Annotated in this window: 18 protein-coding genes; 7 read left to right on the forward strand and 11 right to left on the reverse strand. The window is 56.4% G+C overall.

The window, feature by feature from the left end; all coding sequences use genetic code 11:
- Both ACTIKR_RS10230 and ACTIKR_RS10235 read right to left on the reverse strand, forming a co-directional pair.
- Positions 1 to 923 (reverse strand): aldehyde dehydrogenase family protein (locus ACTIKR_RS10230; protein ID WP_442327778.1); only part of this gene is annotated, 923 nt, incomplete at its 3' end.
- A 12-nt stretch (positions 924 to 935) separates the two neighbouring features.
- Entirely contained in the window at positions 936 to 2,141 is a 1,206-nt protein-coding gene (locus ACTIKR_RS10235; RefSeq protein WP_442327779.1) for an ABC transporter substrate-binding protein, read from the reverse strand.
- Between the two features lie 147 nt (positions 2,142 to 2,288).
- Here ACTIKR_RS10235 and ACTIKR_RS10240 point away from each other — a divergent pair, with 147 nt between their 5' ends.
- From ACTIKR_RS10240 to ACTIKR_RS10270, 7 genes are all read left to right on the forward strand, one after another.
- A complete protein-coding gene (locus tag ACTIKR_RS10240; protein ID WP_193087753.1) occupies positions 2,289 to 3,206 on the forward strand; it encodes a LysR family transcriptional regulator in 918 nt (305 codons plus the stop codon).
- A 49-nt stretch (positions 3,207 to 3,255) separates the two neighbouring features.
- Complete coding sequence (locus ACTIKR_RS10245) at positions 3,256 to 3,912, forward strand: dienelactone hydrolase family protein (RefSeq protein ID WP_442327780.1); 657 nt, start codon at positions 3,256 to 3,258, stop codon at positions 3,910 to 3,912.
- 109 nt (positions 3,913 to 4,021) lie between these two features.
- The gene (locus ACTIKR_RS10250; protein WP_442327781.1) at positions 4,022 to 5,653 is read left to right on the forward strand and encodes a L,D-transpeptidase family protein; all 1,632 of its coding nucleotides are present in this window, start codon (positions 4,022 to 4,024) and stop codon (positions 5,651 to 5,653) included.
- 22 nt (positions 5,654 to 5,675) lie between these two features.
- Positions 5,676 to 6,245: a YcbK family protein gene (locus ACTIKR_RS10255; RefSeq protein ID WP_193087756.1), complete on the forward strand. Its 570-nt coding sequence runs from the start codon at positions 5,676 to 5,678 to the stop codon at positions 6,243 to 6,245.
- A 145-nt stretch (positions 6,246 to 6,390) separates the two neighbouring features.
- Positions 6,391 to 7,326 (forward strand): 3-hydroxyacyl-CoA dehydrogenase NAD-binding domain-containing protein, encoded by a 936-nt coding sequence (locus ACTIKR_RS10260; RefSeq protein ID WP_193087757.1) that lies wholly within the window; start codon positions 6,391 to 6,393, stop codon positions 7,324 to 7,326.
- Positions 7,327 to 7,411: 85 nt separating this feature from the next.
- On the forward strand, positions 7,412 to 7,975 hold the full coding sequence (locus ACTIKR_RS10265) for a GNAT family N-acetyltransferase (RefSeq protein ID WP_442327782.1): 564 nt from the start codon (positions 7,412 to 7,414) through the stop codon (positions 7,973 to 7,975).
- A 23-nt stretch (positions 7,976 to 7,998) separates the two neighbouring features.
- Complete coding sequence (locus tag ACTIKR_RS10270; protein WP_442327783.1) at positions 7,999 to 8,565, forward strand: class I SAM-dependent methyltransferase; 567 nt, start codon at positions 7,999 to 8,001, stop codon at positions 8,563 to 8,565.
- 273 nt (positions 8,566 to 8,838) lie between these two features.
- Here the strand turns inward: ACTIKR_RS10270 and ACTIKR_RS10275 are convergent, their stop codons facing one another.
- From ACTIKR_RS10275 to ACTIKR_RS10315, 9 genes are all read right to left on the reverse strand, one after another.
- Positions 8,839 to 9,756 carry a 3-keto-5-aminohexanoate cleavage protein gene (locus tag ACTIKR_RS10275; RefSeq protein ID WP_193087760.1) on the reverse strand — a complete coding sequence of 306 codons (918 nt, stop codon included), beginning with the start codon at positions 9,754 to 9,756 and terminating at the stop codon, positions 8,839 to 8,841.
- Complete coding sequence (locus tag ACTIKR_RS10280; RefSeq protein WP_193087826.1) at positions 9,753 to 10,982, reverse strand: ABC transporter substrate-binding protein; 1,230 nt, start codon at positions 10,980 to 10,982, stop codon at positions 9,753 to 9,755. The genes ACTIKR_RS10275 and ACTIKR_RS10280 overlap by 4 nt, the downstream gene beginning before the upstream one ends.
- A 145-nt stretch (positions 10,983 to 11,127) precedes the next feature.
- Positions 11,128 to 11,841 carry an ABC transporter ATP-binding protein gene (locus ACTIKR_RS10285; RefSeq protein WP_193087827.1) on the reverse strand — a complete coding sequence of 238 codons (714 nt, stop codon included), beginning with the start codon at positions 11,839 to 11,841 and terminating at the stop codon, positions 11,128 to 11,130.
- Positions 11,842 to 11,852: 11 nt separating this feature from the next.
- Complete coding sequence (locus tag ACTIKR_RS10290) at positions 11,853 to 12,635, reverse strand: ABC transporter ATP-binding protein (protein ID WP_442327784.1); 783 nt, start codon at positions 12,633 to 12,635, stop codon at positions 11,853 to 11,855.
- A complete protein-coding gene (locus ACTIKR_RS10295) occupies positions 12,632 to 13,624 on the reverse strand; it encodes a branched-chain amino acid ABC transporter permease (RefSeq protein WP_226816567.1) in 993 nt (330 codons plus the stop codon). The genes ACTIKR_RS10290 and ACTIKR_RS10295 overlap by 4 nt, the downstream gene beginning before the upstream one ends.
- Positions 13,625 to 13,626: 2 nt before the next feature.
- Complete coding sequence (locus ACTIKR_RS10300) at positions 13,627 to 14,496, reverse strand: branched-chain amino acid ABC transporter permease (RefSeq protein WP_442327791.1); 870 nt, start codon at positions 14,494 to 14,496, stop codon at positions 13,627 to 13,629.
- A 58-nt stretch (positions 14,497 to 14,554) separates the two neighbouring features.
- On the reverse strand, positions 14,555 to 15,724 hold the full coding sequence (locus tag ACTIKR_RS10305) for an ABC transporter substrate-binding protein (protein ID WP_370540178.1): 1,170 nt from the start codon (positions 15,722 to 15,724) through the stop codon (positions 14,555 to 14,557).
- 152 nt (positions 15,725 to 15,876) lie between these two features.
- Positions 15,877 to 17,451 carry a benzoate-CoA ligase family protein gene (locus ACTIKR_RS10310; RefSeq protein ID WP_442327785.1) on the reverse strand — a complete coding sequence of 525 codons (1,575 nt, stop codon included), beginning with the start codon at positions 17,449 to 17,451 and terminating at the stop codon, positions 15,877 to 15,879.
- A gap of 160 nt (positions 17,452 to 17,611) precedes the next feature.
- Complete coding sequence (locus ACTIKR_RS10315; RefSeq protein ID WP_442327786.1) at positions 17,612 to 18,082, reverse strand: DUF4863 family protein; 471 nt, start codon at positions 18,080 to 18,082, stop codon at positions 17,612 to 17,614.
- Positions 18,083 to 18,153 lie beyond the last annotated feature (71 nt).

An 18,153-nucleotide genomic window follows, 5' to 3' on the forward strand; every position in this document is an offset into this window, starting at 1 on the left:
CTGGATTTTTCTACAAATTCGTCAATCCATTCCCTGGCTTGACCCACCATCACGGCCACCGACGTGGCCATGCAGCGCTGACCAGCCGCACCGAAAGCGGCGCCGACCAGCTGGTTAAGGGCCACTTCTTTGTCGGCATCAGGCAGGATGACGCAGTGATTCTTGGCCCCCATCATGGCCTGGCAGCGTTTGCCTGCATTGGATGCACGCTGATAAATCTGCGTGCCCACATGCGTGGAGCCGATAAACGACACTGCCTTTACATCCGGATGTTCGCAGAGTCGGTTTGCCACGTCCGGACCGCCGTGCACAACATTGAGCACCCCGGGTGGCAGGCCCGCTTCATGCGCCAGTTCGGCCAGATACAGCGATGCGCTGGGATCCTGTTCCGAAGGCTTGAGCACAAATGTGTTGCCGCAGGCTACGGCAATGGGGAACATGAAGCAGGGCAGCATGACCGGAAAATTGAACGCGGTAATCCCGACGCACACGCCAAGTGGCTGAATCAATGTATACACATCGATTCCGGTGCCGGCATTTTCTGCATATTCTCCCATCTGCAGGCTGACGATAGCGCATGCGTGTTCTATGACTTCAAGACCGCGACCCACTTCGCCTTCGGCATCAGGCAGCGTTTTGCCATGCTCCAGTGTGATCAGCTCGGCCAGTTTTGTTGCGTTGTCGCGCACCAGTTGCTGCAGTTTGAGCATGACGCGCATGCGGTTGCCCTGACTGGTATTGCGCCAGGTCGCAAATGCGGCCTTGGCGCTGGCAACCGCCTCGTCCACTTCCGAGATTGGCGCCAGCGGTACGCGGGCCACCACTTCCTGGTTTGCCGGGTTCACGACATCCAGCCAATCCTTGGCCGAAGACTGGACTTTTTTTCCGTTGATCAGCAGCGGAATATTGGGTATGGCACTCATAACATCAATCCTTTAATTTTTTACAAGAGGGCAGGTAGATTCGGAAAGGGGGCTAAATGCTTCTGCTGCCGGAATGGTGGCGATCAGTTTCGAATAATCCCATTCACCTTTCTTTTCTTCCGGTTTTTTGACTTCATACAGATACATATCGTGAATAACCCGGCCATCGGCACGGATAGAGGCGTTATGCATGATCGGATCCTCGATCGGCAGCTTGCGCATGTGTTCGGCAACCTTGGCGCCGTCTGTCGTGCCGGCAGCTGCCACGGCTTTCAGGTAATGCAATACGCTGGAATACACGCCGGCCTGGGTCATGGTGGGTTTCAGGCCCTTATAGGCCTTGGCAAAGCGTTCGGACCACTGGCGGGTACCGTCATCAAAGTCCCAGTAGAAGCCGTCCACGTAGGTCAGGCCCTGGGCGTTCTCGTTGCCTAGCGCGCGCAGGTCTGACAGGAACATCAGCAGGGCCACCAGGCGCTGGTCGCCACCACTGACGCCGAATTCCTTGGCCTGCTTGACTGCATTAACCGTGTCCTGGCCACCGTTGGCCAATGCCACAACCTGCGCGCCGCTGCTTTGTGCCTGCAACAGGAACGAGGCATAGTCGCTGTTGTTCAATGGATGGCGCACCTGGCCAACCACCGTGCCGCCCAGTTTCTTGACCATTTTCGCGGTATCGGCTTCTAGCGAGTGGCCAAATGCGTAATCCACGGTCAGGAAAAACCAGGATTTGCCGCCGGCCTGGACCGTGGCTTTTGCTCCGCCCACCGATTGGGAATAGGTATCGAACATCCAGTGAAAGCCCATCGGAGAGCAGGATTTATTGGTCAGGGCAGTGGTGGCCGGTCCCGAGAACAGCGCGATACGGTTTTTTCCCCTGGCCACATTCTGTACCGCCAGCGCCACTGCTGAATTGGTCAGATCGGCGATGGCGGTGACGCCTTGACGGTCAAACCATTCCCGGGCCTTTGCCGCCCCTACGTCGGCCTTGTTCTGATTGTCGGCAGACACCAATTCGATTTTCATTCCCTTGCACGGACCCGCAAGGCATTCATCGATGGCAAGCTGCGCTGCCGCAACCGAGCCGGCGCCGCCCATGGAGGCATAGGTGCCCGACATATCGGTAAGCACACCTACTTTTACTTCGGGTGTATCGGCGGCCCAGGCAGTAAGCGCCATGCATGACGCTGCTGCCAGTACTGTTTTCCTGATCAACATAGGAGTCTCCTAAATTTTTAATAGTTTTATCGTTTTGTTTGCAAAACGTATCCAGTTTGATGTGTATAAATCAATTTTGCAATAGAATATTTGCACATTTAATGTTCATTTTTGCACAACCCTTACACAACTTTTACACAACAACTCATGCCTGACTGGGACGATATCCGCTATTTTCTGGAAGTGGCCAGAACACATAGAGCCAGTGCCGCAGCAGCGCGGCTGGGGGTGGAGCACACCACCGTCACCCGGCGCATCCGCCATCTTGAAGCGGACTTGGGGCAGCTGCTTTTCGACAAATCGCGCAGCTCAGGATTTACCCTGACGCGTTCGGGCCAGCAATTGCTGGCGCATGCCGAGCAGATGGAGACGCATTTATACAATGCGCAGGAACAGATTCTGGGGGTCAGCCAGAGCCCGGCCGGGCATGTGCGGGTGGCAGCGACCGAAGCTTTCGGTTCGTGCATTATCGCGCCCCTGTGTGCGCAGTTCCAAAGCCAGTTTCCCGATATGACCATAGACGTCTTGCCGGTTCCTCGCTTTGTCAGTCTGACCCGTCGCGAAGCCGATATCGCCATCACCATAGAACGCCCGGCGCGCGGGCCTTATGTCACCCGCAAACTCACCGACTACACGCTGCTGCTATACGGTACCCAGTCCTGCTTTGATCGCTATGGTGCGGTCAATACCGAAGCGGATCTGCATCATCATCGTTTTATCAGCTATGTGGATGAACTGCTGTTCAGCGACCAGTTGCGATATCTTGAGGACATTCTGCCGTTTACCAAACCTGTTATAAAAAGCACAAGTGTCATCGCGCAATATTACAGTTGTCTGCAAGGGCACGGGCTGGCCATTCTGCCGTGTTTTCTCGCCGGCCAGAATCCACAGCTTATTCCGGTGTTGCAGGACAGGATCGGGATCACGCGCAGTTTCTGGATTTACTATCATGAAGAACTGAAACGACTGAAACGTATTGTGATGCTTTCGGAACACTTATGTGACATCATAGGAAATAACCGACTGCTGGTACAGGGCAGGATGCCGGTGCAGCAGGTACAATGACAATTGAAAAGTGATTTGTGAAAACCTGATTTCCAGAAGGAGTACACGCATGACCATTACACTGACAGCGGCAGACGGGCACATTCTGCAGGCCTATACGGCCGGTGCCGAAGATGCGGAACGGGGCATTGTGGTCCTGCAGGAAATTTTCGGCGTCAATAGCCATATTCGCGATGTCTGTGATTTCTATGCTTCAAAGGGTTATCGCGTGATTGCACCGGCGTTGTTTGACCGGATCGAGCCGGGTGTGGAAATGGGCTATACCGCCCAGGACGTCGAGCGCGGCAAAGCGTTCAAAGCCAGAGTGAGCTACGAGGATGCGCTCAAGGACATCGAGGCAGCGGCAGCGGCCTTGTCGACGCAGAAAAAAATCGGTGTGGTCGGCTTTTGCTGGGGCGGCACCCTGACATGGTTTGCGGCCTGCCGCAGCGCTGCGTTTTCGGCAGCTTCCTGCTGGTATGGCGCCGGCATTGCCGAGTTGCGCGATGAAAAGCCCCAATGTCCGGTGCAGATGCACTTTGGTGAAAAAGACAAATCGATTCCGCCTTCGGATGTCGAGGCGATTCGTGCCGCCCAGCCCGACGTGGATGTCTGCATTTATGATGCAGACCACGGTTTCGGATGCGACCAGCGCGGCTCTTATGATCCTTTTGCCAGTGAACTGGCGCGTACGCGCACAGTGGAATTTTTCAAGGCGCATCTGTAACCTTGCCTAGCAGCCAATGCAATGTCATACGCCCGACTATCGGTGCTGTGCAAGCGCCGGGCGCAGGTGTGTCCCGGCCGGCCATTAAATAACGACAGGTGAAAAAATCATGACGTTTTCGACAATGCTGTCTGCAGTATCATTTTCGCTCATGCTTGCCACCACCGCGCATGCACAAGCCCCGCAGAGTGATGCAGCGGCACCGTTTACAGTTCCGGATAGCGGAATCTCCATCCCGCCAGACTTTGCCCACGCGACCTTCGATGCACCTGCAGTGAGCTGGATTGAAGACGGGCGTCCGATCGAACAGGCCAAAGACGCCCTTGAACTGTTGGCAACGGCAGACAAACATGGCCTGGACCCTCGCTGGTTTCATATTGCACAATTGCAGTCGCAACGGGAGCGGGTCAGCTATGCCGCTTCTGCCGAAGAAACGGCGCAGTTTGATCGCGACCTGACTAAGCAGATGCGCACCTATGTCAAGTTTCTGAAAAACGGTCGCATTTCGCCGTCCCTGATCAAAAACCGCTACTCCAAGCCGATGTTTTCCGATGCAGATGCCGACCTGTTTCTGGCGACGGCGATCAGCAATGGCAATTTGAAAGCGTCGGTCAAGGCGCTGACCGACAGCATCCCCATGTACAACTCGCTGATGCAGGCGCTGGCTGTATTTCGTCAATTACAGCAAAAACCGAGTATGAACCAGGCGCTGCCTGCGGTACCTGGTGGCAAACTGACTGAAGGCCAGCCCTATCCGGGCATGCCCGCACTGATAGAGCGCCTGGTCCTGCTGGGCGACCTGCCACAAGGAACGCCGGCGCGGCCGATCTACGACGCCACGGTCATGGCGGGCGTGAAAAGCTTTCAGCAACGTCATGGGCTGGAGCCCGATGGGGTGATTGGCAAGGGAACGCTGGAACAGTTGAATACCCGTCCCATTGACCGTATCCGCCAGATCCAGATCAGCATGGAAAGGTTACGCTGGACACCGCTGATAGAAGGCGAACGCCGCATTGTCGTTAACGTGCCCGAGTTCGTGCTGCGCGCTTATCACATCCGCAATCAAAAGGCGGAAAACCTCATTGAAATGAAAGTGATTGTCGGCAAATCCTTCAATACCAGCACGCCGCTGTTCGATGGCGCGGTCAGCAAAATTGAGTTCAGTCCGTACTGGAATGTGCCCATCTCCATTTCCCGCAAGGAACTCATTCCGCGTTTGCGCAAGAATCCGTCTTATATGCAGAGCCAGGGGTTTGAGTTTGTCACTCAGTCGGGCGTGTCGCAAACCGTTAGCGCAGCCAACCTGAACGCCGTGTTAAATGGGCAGGCGCGCATCCGTCAGCGTCCCGGGCCTAAAAACTCGCTGGGCGATATTAAGTTCATTTTTCCCAATAACGAGGCCATTTACCTGCATCACACCCCCAGCACGCAGCTGTTTGACCGCACGCGGCGTGATTTGAGCCATGGCTGCATCCGGGTGGAAGAACCGGTGAAACTGGCGCAATTTGTGTTGGAAAAACAACCGAAATGGACGGCCAGCGCTATCGAAAAGGCCATGGCGGCAAAAAAATCCAAAACAATCAATGTATTGGAGCCTGTTCCTGTTGTATTGGGTTATAGTACCGTGGTAGTAAAAAACAATAAAATTCACTTTTTCCCCGACATCTACGGACAGGACAAGATTCTGGACAATGCCATCAAGAAGATGGCCGCCTCACGTAACATTCCACCTGCCTCGTAATATTTTCAGGAGCCAGTACGGTATGACGATTACGCCCCCTCAGTTACACCGCCGCCAGTTTTTAAGAACCTCATCTTCTCTGCTTGTTGCCGGCGCCATGTTCTCCATCGGCACCAATACCGCCCGCGCCAATATCGGCGAGGGCGGGTTCAGGCAAATCTCGCTCGACCACCTGCATACCAATGAGAAAATCACGCTGGCCTACGCTAATGGCGATACCTATATTCCTGCCGCAATGCAACGGCTGAACCGTTTCTTGCGGGACCATTATTCTGGTGCGGTCGGACATATGGATCCGTCGCTGTTTGATCTAGTCAACAAAGTCAGGGCGTCGCTCAAGACTGATGTTGCCATCGAAGTCATTTCAGGCTATCGCGACCCGCATACCAACGAACGTCTGCGCAAGACGCGCGGCGGCGGCGTCGCCAAGCGCAGCCTGCACATGGTGGGGCAGGCCATGGACCTGCGTCTGAAGGGTGTGCCGCTTGATGAATTGCGGGATGCGGCCAAGGAACTGGCGCTGGGCGGCGTTGGCTATTACCCGAAAGACGGGTTCGTACACATGGATACCGGACGCGTACGCAGCTGGTAGCGTTTGTCCGGTTGCACGGTACAGCCCGCAGGCGTACGCGGTATCGTTCGCTGCGGTTGCCCGATAAGCCCGTTGATGGATTCCGGCACAGCAACGCCGAGGTCACTCTGACTATTGAAATACGAAGCAAATAACAGATTCAGTCATGGATAATCGCAACATCAAAACAATCGCCATTATCGGCGCCGGGACCATAGGCAGCAGCTGGGCTGCCCTTTTTCTTGCTCATGGCTACCACGTGGTGGTGTCGGATCCGGCGCCCGACGTTCAGGCCAATACCCGGACGCTGATCGATTCAGCCTGGCAAACCCTGCGTGAACTGGGCAAAGTGAAGAATGAGTCATTTCTGGACAATTTGCGCTTTGAGGCCGATTTGCCGCGGGCGCTGGAAAACGTTGATTTCGTGCAGGAGAATGCGCCTGAACGCGAAGATTTCAAAATATCGCTGTTCGCAAAAATGGATGCGCTGTTGCCCGAACACGTCATTATTTCTTCCAGCTCTTCGGGTCTACTGGTCAGCCGCATGCAATCGCAGTGCCGATACCCGCAGCGATGTGTGCTGGGCCATCCATTCAATCCGCCTCATGTGATTCCGCTGGTGGAAGTGGTCGGGGGCGAACAAACATCTGAAGACACCATCGAGCGTACGCTGCAATTTTATCGCGCCGTAGGCAAGCATCCGATTCGTCTGAACAAGGAAATCGCCGGGCATATCGCCAACCGCCTGCAGGCTGCGGTGTGGCGGGAGGTCATGCATTTGGTCAACGAAAACGTGGCCAGCGTGCAGGATATCGATGCGGCCATGAGCAAGGGCCCGGGCTTGCGCTGGGCCATCTTCGGTCCGCAAATGGTTTTTGACCTGGCTGGCGGCCGGGCAGGGCTGGCGCATCTGATTGATCACTTGCAACCGGCCATTGAAACCTGGATGGATGATTTGGGTAATCCGCGCATGACGCCCGAGTTACGAGAGCGAATGGTCCAGGGCACGCAACAGGCAAGGCAAGACAAGTCGTTTGAATCGCTGCTTCGCTATCGCGACAGCCATCTGATCGATATTCTGAAAAGTCTGGATAAAAAATAGGGCGGTGATGCAAACCCCATGTAGGGTCGGGCATGACGAATCGTGTCAGGCGGCACGGCCAATGCCTGCTGATTATGTCGAATAAATGATGATGTCAACTGAAAACTGTAGCCAGGCCCGGGCGCCGTCCATTGGCATGCGGGCGCTGCATGTCGATGATCTGCCGCAGATGCTGGCGTTGCAGGCCAGCGTGTATCCACCGGCGCTGCTGGAAAGCGCTCAGGTGCTGGCAAGCAAGATCGGCGCGGTCCCGGCTGGCTGGACTTCACTGGCGGCTACCGATGGCGATACGCTATGCGCCTATGCGCTTGGCTACCCCTGGCGCTCGGAACTGCAGCCCTGCTGGAATCGTCCGCTTGCGCTGCAACACGATTGCGATGTGCTTTATCTGCATGATGTGGCGGTATCACCTGCCTATGCAGGCCGGGGACTTGCCAATGAACTGGTGTCGCAACTGATGCGACAGGGGCAGCAGTTAGGCCTGTCGCGCGCCATACTGATCGCGGTCGAAGGCGCGCAAGGGTACTGGTCGCGACTGGGCTTTGTCGCGATCCCAACCGGCAGCACAGATCCGGCGTTTGGCGGCGATGCGGTGCTGATGCAGCGCGAGCTGGCGCCACCCGGTTCGATGTTGCTCGATACTGCGTAGCGCAAAACGCGAGGAAACAAGCCATGCCGCTGCTCAAGACCGTTACCTTTGTTCATACGCTGCTTGCCGGCCACGTGGTGGCAGGCGCGCGCGTCATCGATGCGACGATGGGAAATGGTCACGACACGCTACAGCTTGCCCGGCTTGTAGGGGATACAGGCCATGTGTATGCCTTCGATATCCAGAGCGAGGCGCTGGCCGCCACGGCGGCGCGTCTGGGCTGCGAAAATCTGCGAGCGCGTGCCACCCTGATTCAAGATAGCCATGCCCGCATGCTCGATTACCTATCGGAACCGATCAACGCCATTGTTTTTAACCTGGGCTACTTGCCTGGCGCCGATAAATCCTGCGCCACCCAGGCCACCAGCACCCTGGCTGCCGTCAGGAATGCCTTGACGTTGCTCGCGCCCGGCGGGCTATTGCTGATTACCATTTACTGGGGACATCCGGCGGGTGCCAGCGAAAAGAAAGTGCTCGAGCCTTTCGTCGCGCAACTTTCGCCGGAGCAATACCGAGTGCTCAAATATGAGTTCATTAATCGCGCGAATCCCGCGCCCTATTTGCTGGCCATCGAGCGCTTTACCAACTGAATAATGCATCTGATTGTTCGATGGCCCAAACGTGCCGACAAGCCCGCTTGCGCCGCTTTCCGTTGCCGTCGGTGTTGTGGGGCGTTGATTGTCGTCCGGGATCGCAGCACGCCGCCTGCACTGGCCGTTCGCCATGAATACTGCGCGCGAGCTTCATGTTGCGACGCAATGTCCGTGATGCAATATCCGCGAAGCAGGCGGGCAGGCATGCCCTGGCGCCCGCTGTGCAACGGCCTGCGGCGACCAGATATCAGTCGGCGTCTGTGTCAGTGATCACAGCGCAAATGTCGGTTTGACGGGCGCGCCAGGTCGTGGCAAATTGAGCATTTGTCGGGCTTCCTTGGGCGTTGCCGGCTCATAGCCCATTTCACGAACCAGCCGGACAATTCTTTCGGTCAATTCGATATTGCTGGCCAGCCGGCCTTGCGAGTAATAAAGATTGTCTTCCAGTCCTACCCGTACGTGTCCTCCCAGCAGCAAGGAGTTGATGGCACAGGGCAGCTGTGCCGGGCCGATGCCGCTGGCGCCGAAGATGGTCCCGGGCGGCAGGCACTCGACCATGAATTGCAGATTTTTCGGCGAGTAGGGCATGGCGTTCTGAAAGCCCCGGTGCACACCCATGACTAAATTGACATAGGCCGGTTCTTCGTCCGCGCCCATCGCAAGTAACGTTGCCGTATCCTGCAAAATATGCGTGGGACTGAACACCTCCCATTCGGGTTTGATGCCGCGTTTTTTCATCTCGTCGGCCAGAAAGCGGCAGCGCGAGGGTGCGGTGTTCATCAGAATTTCCTTGTTATCGAAGCTGGCAATAATGGTGGTGGCGTCCAGCGTGCACATTTCGGCGCCGGCCTCCATGCCCTTGATGCGTTCTTCCCAGAGCAGCTCCCACATGCCGTTTTCGTTCTGTCCGATCATCTCGCCGTGCACACCACCACCCGTGGAGTTATTCAGGATAATGTCGCATTTGGCGCGAATGCGTGTATTCATATCGTAATAAATATCGGGATTGCAGGTGGCGCCGTCATCAGGATTGCGCGCATGCAGCGCCACAATGCTTGCTCCGGCGTTATAGCAGTCGTAGACGTCGTCTGCAATCTCCTGCGGTTGCGTGGGCAGGTTCGGGTTCTGGCTTTTGTAGGCCATGCCCCCGGTAGGGGCAATGGTGATAATGACTTTTGGTGTACTCATGATTGCGCTCCTGCAGATTGTTGCACCAGATTGCAGGCGGAGTCTTCCAGTTTGCCGTAAAGATCATCGGGCGAAAGCGTTTCAACTTTCCGGTAATAATCCCAGGGGGCTTTGGATTCGTCCGGTTTTTTTACCTGCATCAGGTACATCGGATTGGTGAGTCTGCCATCGGCACGTACGATGGCGTCCTTGGCAAAAAAGTCTTTGATGCGCTCGGTCTTGAATCGCTTCATGACTGCATCCGCATCGTCGGTTTTTAATGCGGCGACTGCAGCAAGATAATTGCTGACGGCCGAATAGGTGCCTGCCTGAATGTAGGTCGGTATGCGATCAGTGATTTTTTTGTATTCGGCTGTCCACTTGCGGGTGTCATCGTCCAGATCCCAGTAAAACGGCGTGGTCAGATACATCCCCTGGGTGACTTGCAAGCCCAGGGAATGGATGTCTGGAATGAGTACCGTCAGGCCAACCAGATTCATCTGGGTATTCAAGCCAAATTCGTTGGCAGATTTTGCCGCGTTCACAAAGTCGCCGCCTGCATTGGCCATCCCCAGGATCTTTGCGCCTGACGATTGCGCTTGCAATATATAGGAAGAAAAATCGGCAGCGCCTAGCGGCACCTTGACCGAGCCTTTGATGGTGCCGTTGGCTTGCCTGACCACCTTGGACGTGGCCGCTTCCAGGGCATGGCCAAAGGCGTAGTCGGTGGTAATGAAGAACCAGTCCTTGCCGCCATTTTTGACCACAGACTTGCCTGTGCCGTTGGCCAGCGCATCGGTCGAATAGGTGTAGTGGATAATGTAAGGGGAGCATTGCTTGCCGGTCAGGGCAGATGTGCCGCCGCCAGTAGAGATAAACAGTTTTTTCTTTTCAGTGGCTACGTTGGCCATGGCCAGGCTGACCGCAGAATTGGTCCCGCCGATCAGAATGTCCACTTTGTTCACATCCACCCATTCGCGCGATTTGGCGGCTGCAATATCGGCTTTATTCTGATGATCGGCATAAAGCAGTTCAATTTTCTTGCCGTCGATGCTACCGCCCGCATCGCGGATTGCCATACGGATCGCCTGCACACCGCCCTGGCCGTCATAGTCGGCGTAGACCCCCGAGATATCGGTTAGAAAACCGATTCGCACGACATCATCAGAGATGCCGGCGGCATGCGCCACGCCTGTGGAGGCAAGCAGCATGCCTGTTGCCAATGTGAATGTGTCTGTATTGTTCATCATTCTCTCCCTTTTATACTGTCTCTTTCGACTGTGTATCCGGCCAGGGCTCATCGCCGATAGCTGGCAGTTCTCTCGTTGATGCCGGGCAAGTCTTGTACCGGCCTGGCTGCGGTTATCTTTTTGGGTCTTGGCGCCACGACCGTCAGACGCCCAGATATTGGTGGATTTGAGAAGGGTCGTTGCGCAGCTGCCTGGCGTCGCCTTCGAGCACAACCCGGCCTTTTTCCAGTACAACCAGGCGGTCCGCCTGATCCATCACTTTGCGATAATTGCGATCGACCACCATGGTCGCCAGGCCGCTGGTGCGGATGAGTCCGATGACGCGCCAGATTTCTTCCACAATCAGCGGCGCCAGGCCTTCGGTGGCTTCGTCCAGAATGATGGCATCCGGATTGGTCATCAGCGCCCGGCCAATCGAAAGCATTTGCTGTTCGCCACCGGAGAGCTGGTCGCCCATGTTGTCCAGGCGCTCTGCAAGTCGGGGGAAGGTCTCCAGTATGCGATCGATGTCCCATGCGGTATTCCCGTCGCGGCCGGCGCGAGCGCACATCACCAGATTTTCTCGGACCGTCAGGTTGGGAAAAATGCCGCGGCCTTCAGGTACGTAGGCAATGCCCAACTGCGCTGCCTGATAGGGGCGGGCGCCGGACATTTGCTGCCGCTGCAGCTCAATCCGCCCGCTGCGTTGTTTGACATGGCCCAACAGGGTTCGTATCAGTGTGGATTTGCCCATGCCGTTGCGGCCCAGCAGGCCTACCGTCTCGCCGCGCCGCAGGTTAAAGTCGATGCCGTGCAGCACGTGGCTGGAACCGTACCAGGCGTGGATATCGCGCGCCAGAATGATGTCGTCTGTCATTGTTGCATTTGTCATATCGCTAGGGTGCTCGAGTGTTCTGTTGCGTGATCGCTCTCGCCCAGATAGGCGGTCTGCACGGCGGTATTGTTGCGTATGTCATGGGGCAGTCCGCTAGCGAGCACCGCGCCGTTTACCATCACCGTCAGACGATCTGCAACGGCAAAAACCGCGTCCATGTCGTGTTCGATCAGCAAGATAGCCAGGTTCTTTTTCAGCCGGTGCAGCAGCGCCAGCATGCGTTCGGACTCTTCGACCCCCATGCCAGCCAGCGGCTCGTCCAGCAGCAGCACCTCAGGTTGCTGGGCCAGGCACATGGCCACTTCAAGCTGTCGTTTCTGCCCGTGCGACAGGTTGGCAGCGACGCTCGCTGCATGTTCGCTCAGGCCCGCCTGTTCCAGCGCGTGGTCGGCCATCTCAAGGCTGCGCTGGCAATGTTGCGCGGCCGTCCAGACTTGCCACGGTTTCTGGATTTTTGCCTGGGCGGCAAGGCGGCAGTTTTCGCGCACGCTCAGTGGCAGAAAAATATTGTTGCGCTGATAGCTGCGGCCCACGCCTGCCTGTGATCTTGCCGGCTGTGACCACTTGCTGATTTCTTTGCCGCGCAAGAACACCTGGCCATCGGTGAGCGGCAGTTCGCCTGACAGCAGATAGGTTAGTGTCGATTTGCCGGCCCCGTTTGTGCCGATCACCGCCAGGATTTCCCCCTCGAACAACTGCAGCGATACGTTGTTTACCGCAAGCAGCGCACCGAATTTTCGGGTCACATTCCTGGCTTCAAGTAATGCAGTCGTCATTGGGTTGCGCCTCCCTTGTTTGCGCTGCGAGCGCGCCATTCCCGCAGTTGCCGGGGCAGGCCAGCCAGGCCATAGGGCATGAGCATGACCACGAAAATAATAAAGCCACCCAACAGCAACTGCCAGTGCTTGGTGAGGGCGGTAAACCATTCTGACAGCAGCACAAAAGCGAAGGCGCCAATAATTGCCCCGCCCAGGCTGCCCAGGCCACCCAGAATGATCATGAGCAATACATTGCCAGACTGATGCCAGGACAACAGTTCCGGATTGACATAGCCGTATTGGCATGCATACAGGAACCCGGCCAGGCCTGCCAGCATCCCGCTAATGACAAAACTGGCAATCTTGTAGGCGGTTGATTCGAATCCGGCGGCGCGCATGCGTAGCTGGTTGTGCTTGATGCCGACAAAGGCATGGCCCAGGCGGGAACGCAGAATCAGCTGCAGAATGACGACTGTGATAATAAGCAATGCCAGAGTGAACCAGTAAAAAGTATTGCCCGACTCAAGATCAAAGGGCTGCCACTGCAAAATGGAAAAATCAGGTTTGAAATAAATATAGGTGCCGTCGGAGCCGCCGAAGATTTCGATGTCATGAAAAACGAAGTAGACCAGTTGTCCGAAGGCCAGCGTAACCATGATGAAATAGACGCCATAGCTGCGCATGACCAGCATGCCGATCAGCAGCGCCAGCAGCCCGGCGCCGCCAATGCAAATGGCCATCAGCAGCCAGCCATTGCCCGCTTCCGATTCGGGCGAGAAGGTCGCGACCATATAGGCGGCAAAGCCAAGAAAGGCAGCATGCCCCAGACTTACCAGGCCGGTGAAGCCCACCAGCAGTTGCAGGCTGAGCGCAAAGATGCTCAGGATCATGATTTTCGTGACCAGATCGCCGTGGTATTTGCTGCCGATAGGCTCGGGCAGCAGCGGCAGCAGTGCCAGCAGGGCCAGACCGATTATCCACAAAAAAAGATTGTTCTTTGTAATCATGGTCAGGTTCCCTGTTTGAACAGACCCTGGGGCTTGAACAGCAGCACCAGCACCATAAGCAGATAGACCAGCGCGCCTGCACCTTCGGGCCAGAGTACTTTACCAAAGGTGTCGACGAAGCCGATCAGCAGCGCAGCAACCAGCGCGCCCTTGATGGAGCCGATGCCGCCAATGACCACGACCACGAAACAGATAATCAATTCATTGCCGCCCATGCCGGGGTAGACTGATGACACTGGGGCCGAGAGCATGCCGGCAAAGATAGCCAGCGCGACACCGGCTGCAAATACGCTGCGGTACAGTACCGAGATGTTGACGCCCAGCGACTGCACCATCTCGCGATTGGTGGCGCCGGCACGGATTTTCATGCCCAGGCGGGTATGCTTGATCAACAGGTACATGCCAATTGCAATGACCAGGCAGACAAGCGAAATGAACAGTCGGTAGACCGGATAGCTCAGCCCGTTGCCAAGTGCGATAGAGCCGGCGAGCCAGCCTGGCGGGCTGACGCCGTGTACATCGTCGCCCAGCAGAATGCTGCGCAGCGCTTCAAATACCAGAATCAGCCCGTAGGTCATCAGCACTTGCAACAGATGCTCGCGCTCGTAAAGAAAGCTGAAAAAGCCCCACTCCAGCAAGTAACCGAAGGCCAGAGCCAGAATAATACCCAGCACCAGCGCAACGGCAAAGTTATCGATATACATGCCCAGCGCATATATAAGATACGCGCCGATCATGAAGAAACTGCCGTGCGCCAGGTTGATGACACCCATAATGCCGAAAATCAGCGTCAGCCCGCTGGCGATCAAAAACAGCAGCAGCCCGTACTGCACGCTGTTCAGACACTGAATCAGAAATGTTTTTATATCAATTTGTCATCCGAAGATCGGTGGGTGCGCCCGGATCCGCCCGTGCGCACGCACTTTCGGTTTACTTGCTCAGCTTGCAGCCTTTGGCCGGATCTTCCAGATTGGCTACGGCGACACCCAGACTCTTGTTGTGGTTGCCCACGACTTCACGCAGATAGATGTTCTGCACCGGATTGTGCGCCTTGGACATGGTGAACGGTCCGCGCGGGCTGTCCACCTTGGCCTGTTCCATCCCTTCGATGACCGAATCCTTGTTCTTGATATCACCCTTGGCGTGGTTTAAACCGGCTGCCAGCAACTGGGCAGCATCGTATCCCTGCACCGCGTATACGTCCGGCTCCATGCTGAACTTTTCCTGGTAGTGCTTGCGGAACGCCTTGTCTTTCGGATTGTCCAGTTCATCGGCATAGTGCAGGGTGGTGAGCATGCCCTTGGCTGCATCGCCCTGGGCCTGGAGTGTGCCGTCGGTCAAAAAGCCTGGGCCATAGAGCGGGATCGTCTTGCGCAGGCCCGAGGCATCGTAATCCTTCACGAATTTGACGGCACCGCCACCAGCAAAGAAAGCAAAGACGGCATCCGGTTTCAATGAGGAGATTTCAGTCAGCAGCGATTGGAATTCCACGTTGGGGAAGGGCAGCGTGAGCTCTTTGATCACTTTGCCGCCCTTGGCTTCGAAACCTTCGCGGAAACCATCGGCCGCCTCGGTGCCGGCGGCGTATTTCCAGTTGATGGTAACAGCGGTTTTATGCTTTTGCTTTTCGGCGGCAACAATGCCCATGCCATAGGCGGGCTGCCAATTGGTGAATGAGCTGCGGAAGATGTTTTTGGCACACAGCGGCCCGGTGAGCATATCTGCACCGGCGTTGGGAATAATGTAGATGACGCCGCTGTCACGAGCGATTTTCGCCATCCCCATGGCCACCCCGGAATGCACTGTGCCTACCAGCACATCGACCTTGTCGCGCTGCACCAGCCGGTTGGTGTTCTCCGGCGCCTTGGCCGGATCAGATTCGTCATCGACAGCAAAATATTGTATCTGCTGGCCGCCCAGTTTGCCGCCCTGTTCCTCGACATACAGTTTAAAGCCATTTTCGATCGCCTTGCCAAGCGCCGCATAGGTGCCTGTGGCTGGCAGCATGAGGCCCACCTTGACCTCGGCCTGCGCCGCCTGACCCAATCCCCCGGCCAGCATGATCGCTGTCGCGATCGTGGCTTTTCTCACATTATTCATTGTCCTGTCTCCTGAATGTACGACTGTTTTTTATGATGACTGCTTATTTGTGTTGCCACGAACGACGCCGCTTGTCGCGATCCTGGTACCGCATTTCCAGGATCACGGCATACCTTGCGATAGCCCGCTATGCCTGCCTTTTGGTTGATGACTTACGCCACCTCATGCTGATTCATTTCACGCAGACGGAAGCGCTGGATTTTGCCGGTTGCCGTTTTGGGCAGCTCATCCAGAAATTCAATGCTGCGTGGATATTTGTGCGGCGCCAGCCGGGATTTGACAAAGGCCTTGAGCGCATCCCTGAGCGTGTCGTCGGCCGCCGGCGCCGTTTCCTTGAGCACCACATAGGCGCGGGTCTTGACCAGCCCCTGCGAGTCAGTAACGCCGATCACGGCCGCCTCCAGGACGGCTTCATGCTCAATGAGCGTCGCCTCCACTTCGAAGGGAGACACATACTGTCCGCTCACCTTCAGCATGTCGTCGCTGCGACCCGCATAGGTGTAATAGCCGTCGGCATCGCGCGAATACTTGTCGCCACTCTTGGTCCACTCCCCCTGAAATGTTGCTCTTGTCTTTTCCCGGTTGTTCCAGTACATGAGGGCAGCGCTTTTTCCCTTGATGTACAGATCGCCGATTTCGCCATCTGCGACGATAGCACCTTGCTCGTCGCGAAGCTCGAGTTCATAGCCGGGTACGGGTTTTCCTGTGGTGCCATAGCGGATGTCATCGGGCCTGTTGGACAGAAAAATATGCAGCATTTCGGTCGAGCCGATGCCATCGATGATATGACAGCCGAAATGGGCCGTGAAGCGCTCGCCAAGCTCCCGTGGCAGCGCCTCGCCGGCTGACGAACACATGCGCAATTGCACCTCGTCGCGGGTGGGCGTATTGGCAGCGGCCAGCATGCCGGCATAACCGGTTGGTGCGCCGCAAAATACAGTAGGCTGATGTTTGCGCATCGCCTCAAAGACGGCCTCCGGGGTGGGGCGGCCCTCGATCAGAATCACGCTGGCACCTACGCCCAGCGGGAAGGTCAGGGCATTGCCCAGCCCGTAGGCAAAAAACAGCTTTGCAGCTGAGAGAATACGGTCCGATTCGGTCAGCCGCAGCAGGTCCTGTGCATAATAGCGAATCGTCCAGTAGGGGTTGGCATGACTATGTATGGTGCCTTTAGGCTTGCCGGTCGAACCCGAAGAGTACAGCCAGAAGGCCGGTTCGTCGGCTTGGGTGCTACAGGGACGGTGACAGGGCGTGGCCGCGGCCAGCACCTGGTCCATGCTCAACTGGCCATGCGAGAGTTCACCTTGCGGGCGCGACACGAGGATATGCTTGATTTCGTGCTCTGCTTCGCTCATGGCCTGAGCCAGCACCGGTAGCAGCGCGGCCGACACCATCGCGGCCTGGCAGCGACTGTCTTCAATGATGTATTTATAGTCCTGTGGTGTCAGCAGGGTATTGATGGCAACCGGCACGATACCGGCATGAATGGCGCCCAGGAAGGCGACAGGCCAGTCTGTGCAATCGTTCATCAGCAGCAGCACCCGTTCCTCGCGGTGCACGCCGAGGTTTTTCAGTACAGAGGTCAGGCGCCGCACTTTGTCAAAAAGCGCCTCATAGGTCAATGTGCCGTTGCTATCGATGTACGCAAGGCGATCCAGACGGTGCTGGTTGGTTTGCATCAGATAGTCGGCAATATTGAACTGATTGCTGTTTTCAGGGGTCTGCATGGTTAACTCCGCTAAATGCCTGGCTGCTTATTGCCAGCTCACTACAAGTTGTTGGCACTGCCGCGCTGCGAGTGGATCGATTGGCTGTCTTTATCGGCTTTGCGCTATCTCGATACGGCTGCAGCCTGGTTATCGACAGGATCTGAAGTCCTTTGGCCTGTCATTGCTGTTGCGCCGTGAATTCTATTTTTCCTTCCGGCAGCAAATACAGCACATGGGCTGCGCCGTTGCTGACGGTGGGATAATGTGCGGAGTCCGGGGCGTAGACCTTCCAGCCGGCATCACAACCATCAAACCGGGCGCCGGGGGTGATCGGCATGATCAGATCGATTTCGCCATTGGGATGACGGTGATGGGGACCGCGGATATCCAGCATGCTCACCACATCTACGGAAAATCCGTGGGTCGCTTCGGACGGCTTGCTCACCCGGCCGTATTTGAGTCCCTGCGCTTCGTGCTTGCACATCCAGCCATCCTGCACGCCTTCAATACAGGCCGCGCTGATGTCGCGATACCACTGGCTATCCGCACCGTAGTGGCTATTGAGCCAGACCTGTAACGTCTCATCCAGCGGACGGTTTGCGATTTGCCGGGTTACTGCCTGGATGAGCGTGTCGAAATGTTCACGCATGCTGAAAGTCTCCTTAACACCTGATTTTTTTTCGTGCATTATTTTGCATGTAGATGATAAGATATGCATGC

The organism is Advenella sp. (assembly GCF_052108595.1).
Lineage (GTDB): Bacteria > Pseudomonadota > Gammaproteobacteria > Burkholderiales > Burkholderiaceae_B > Advenella.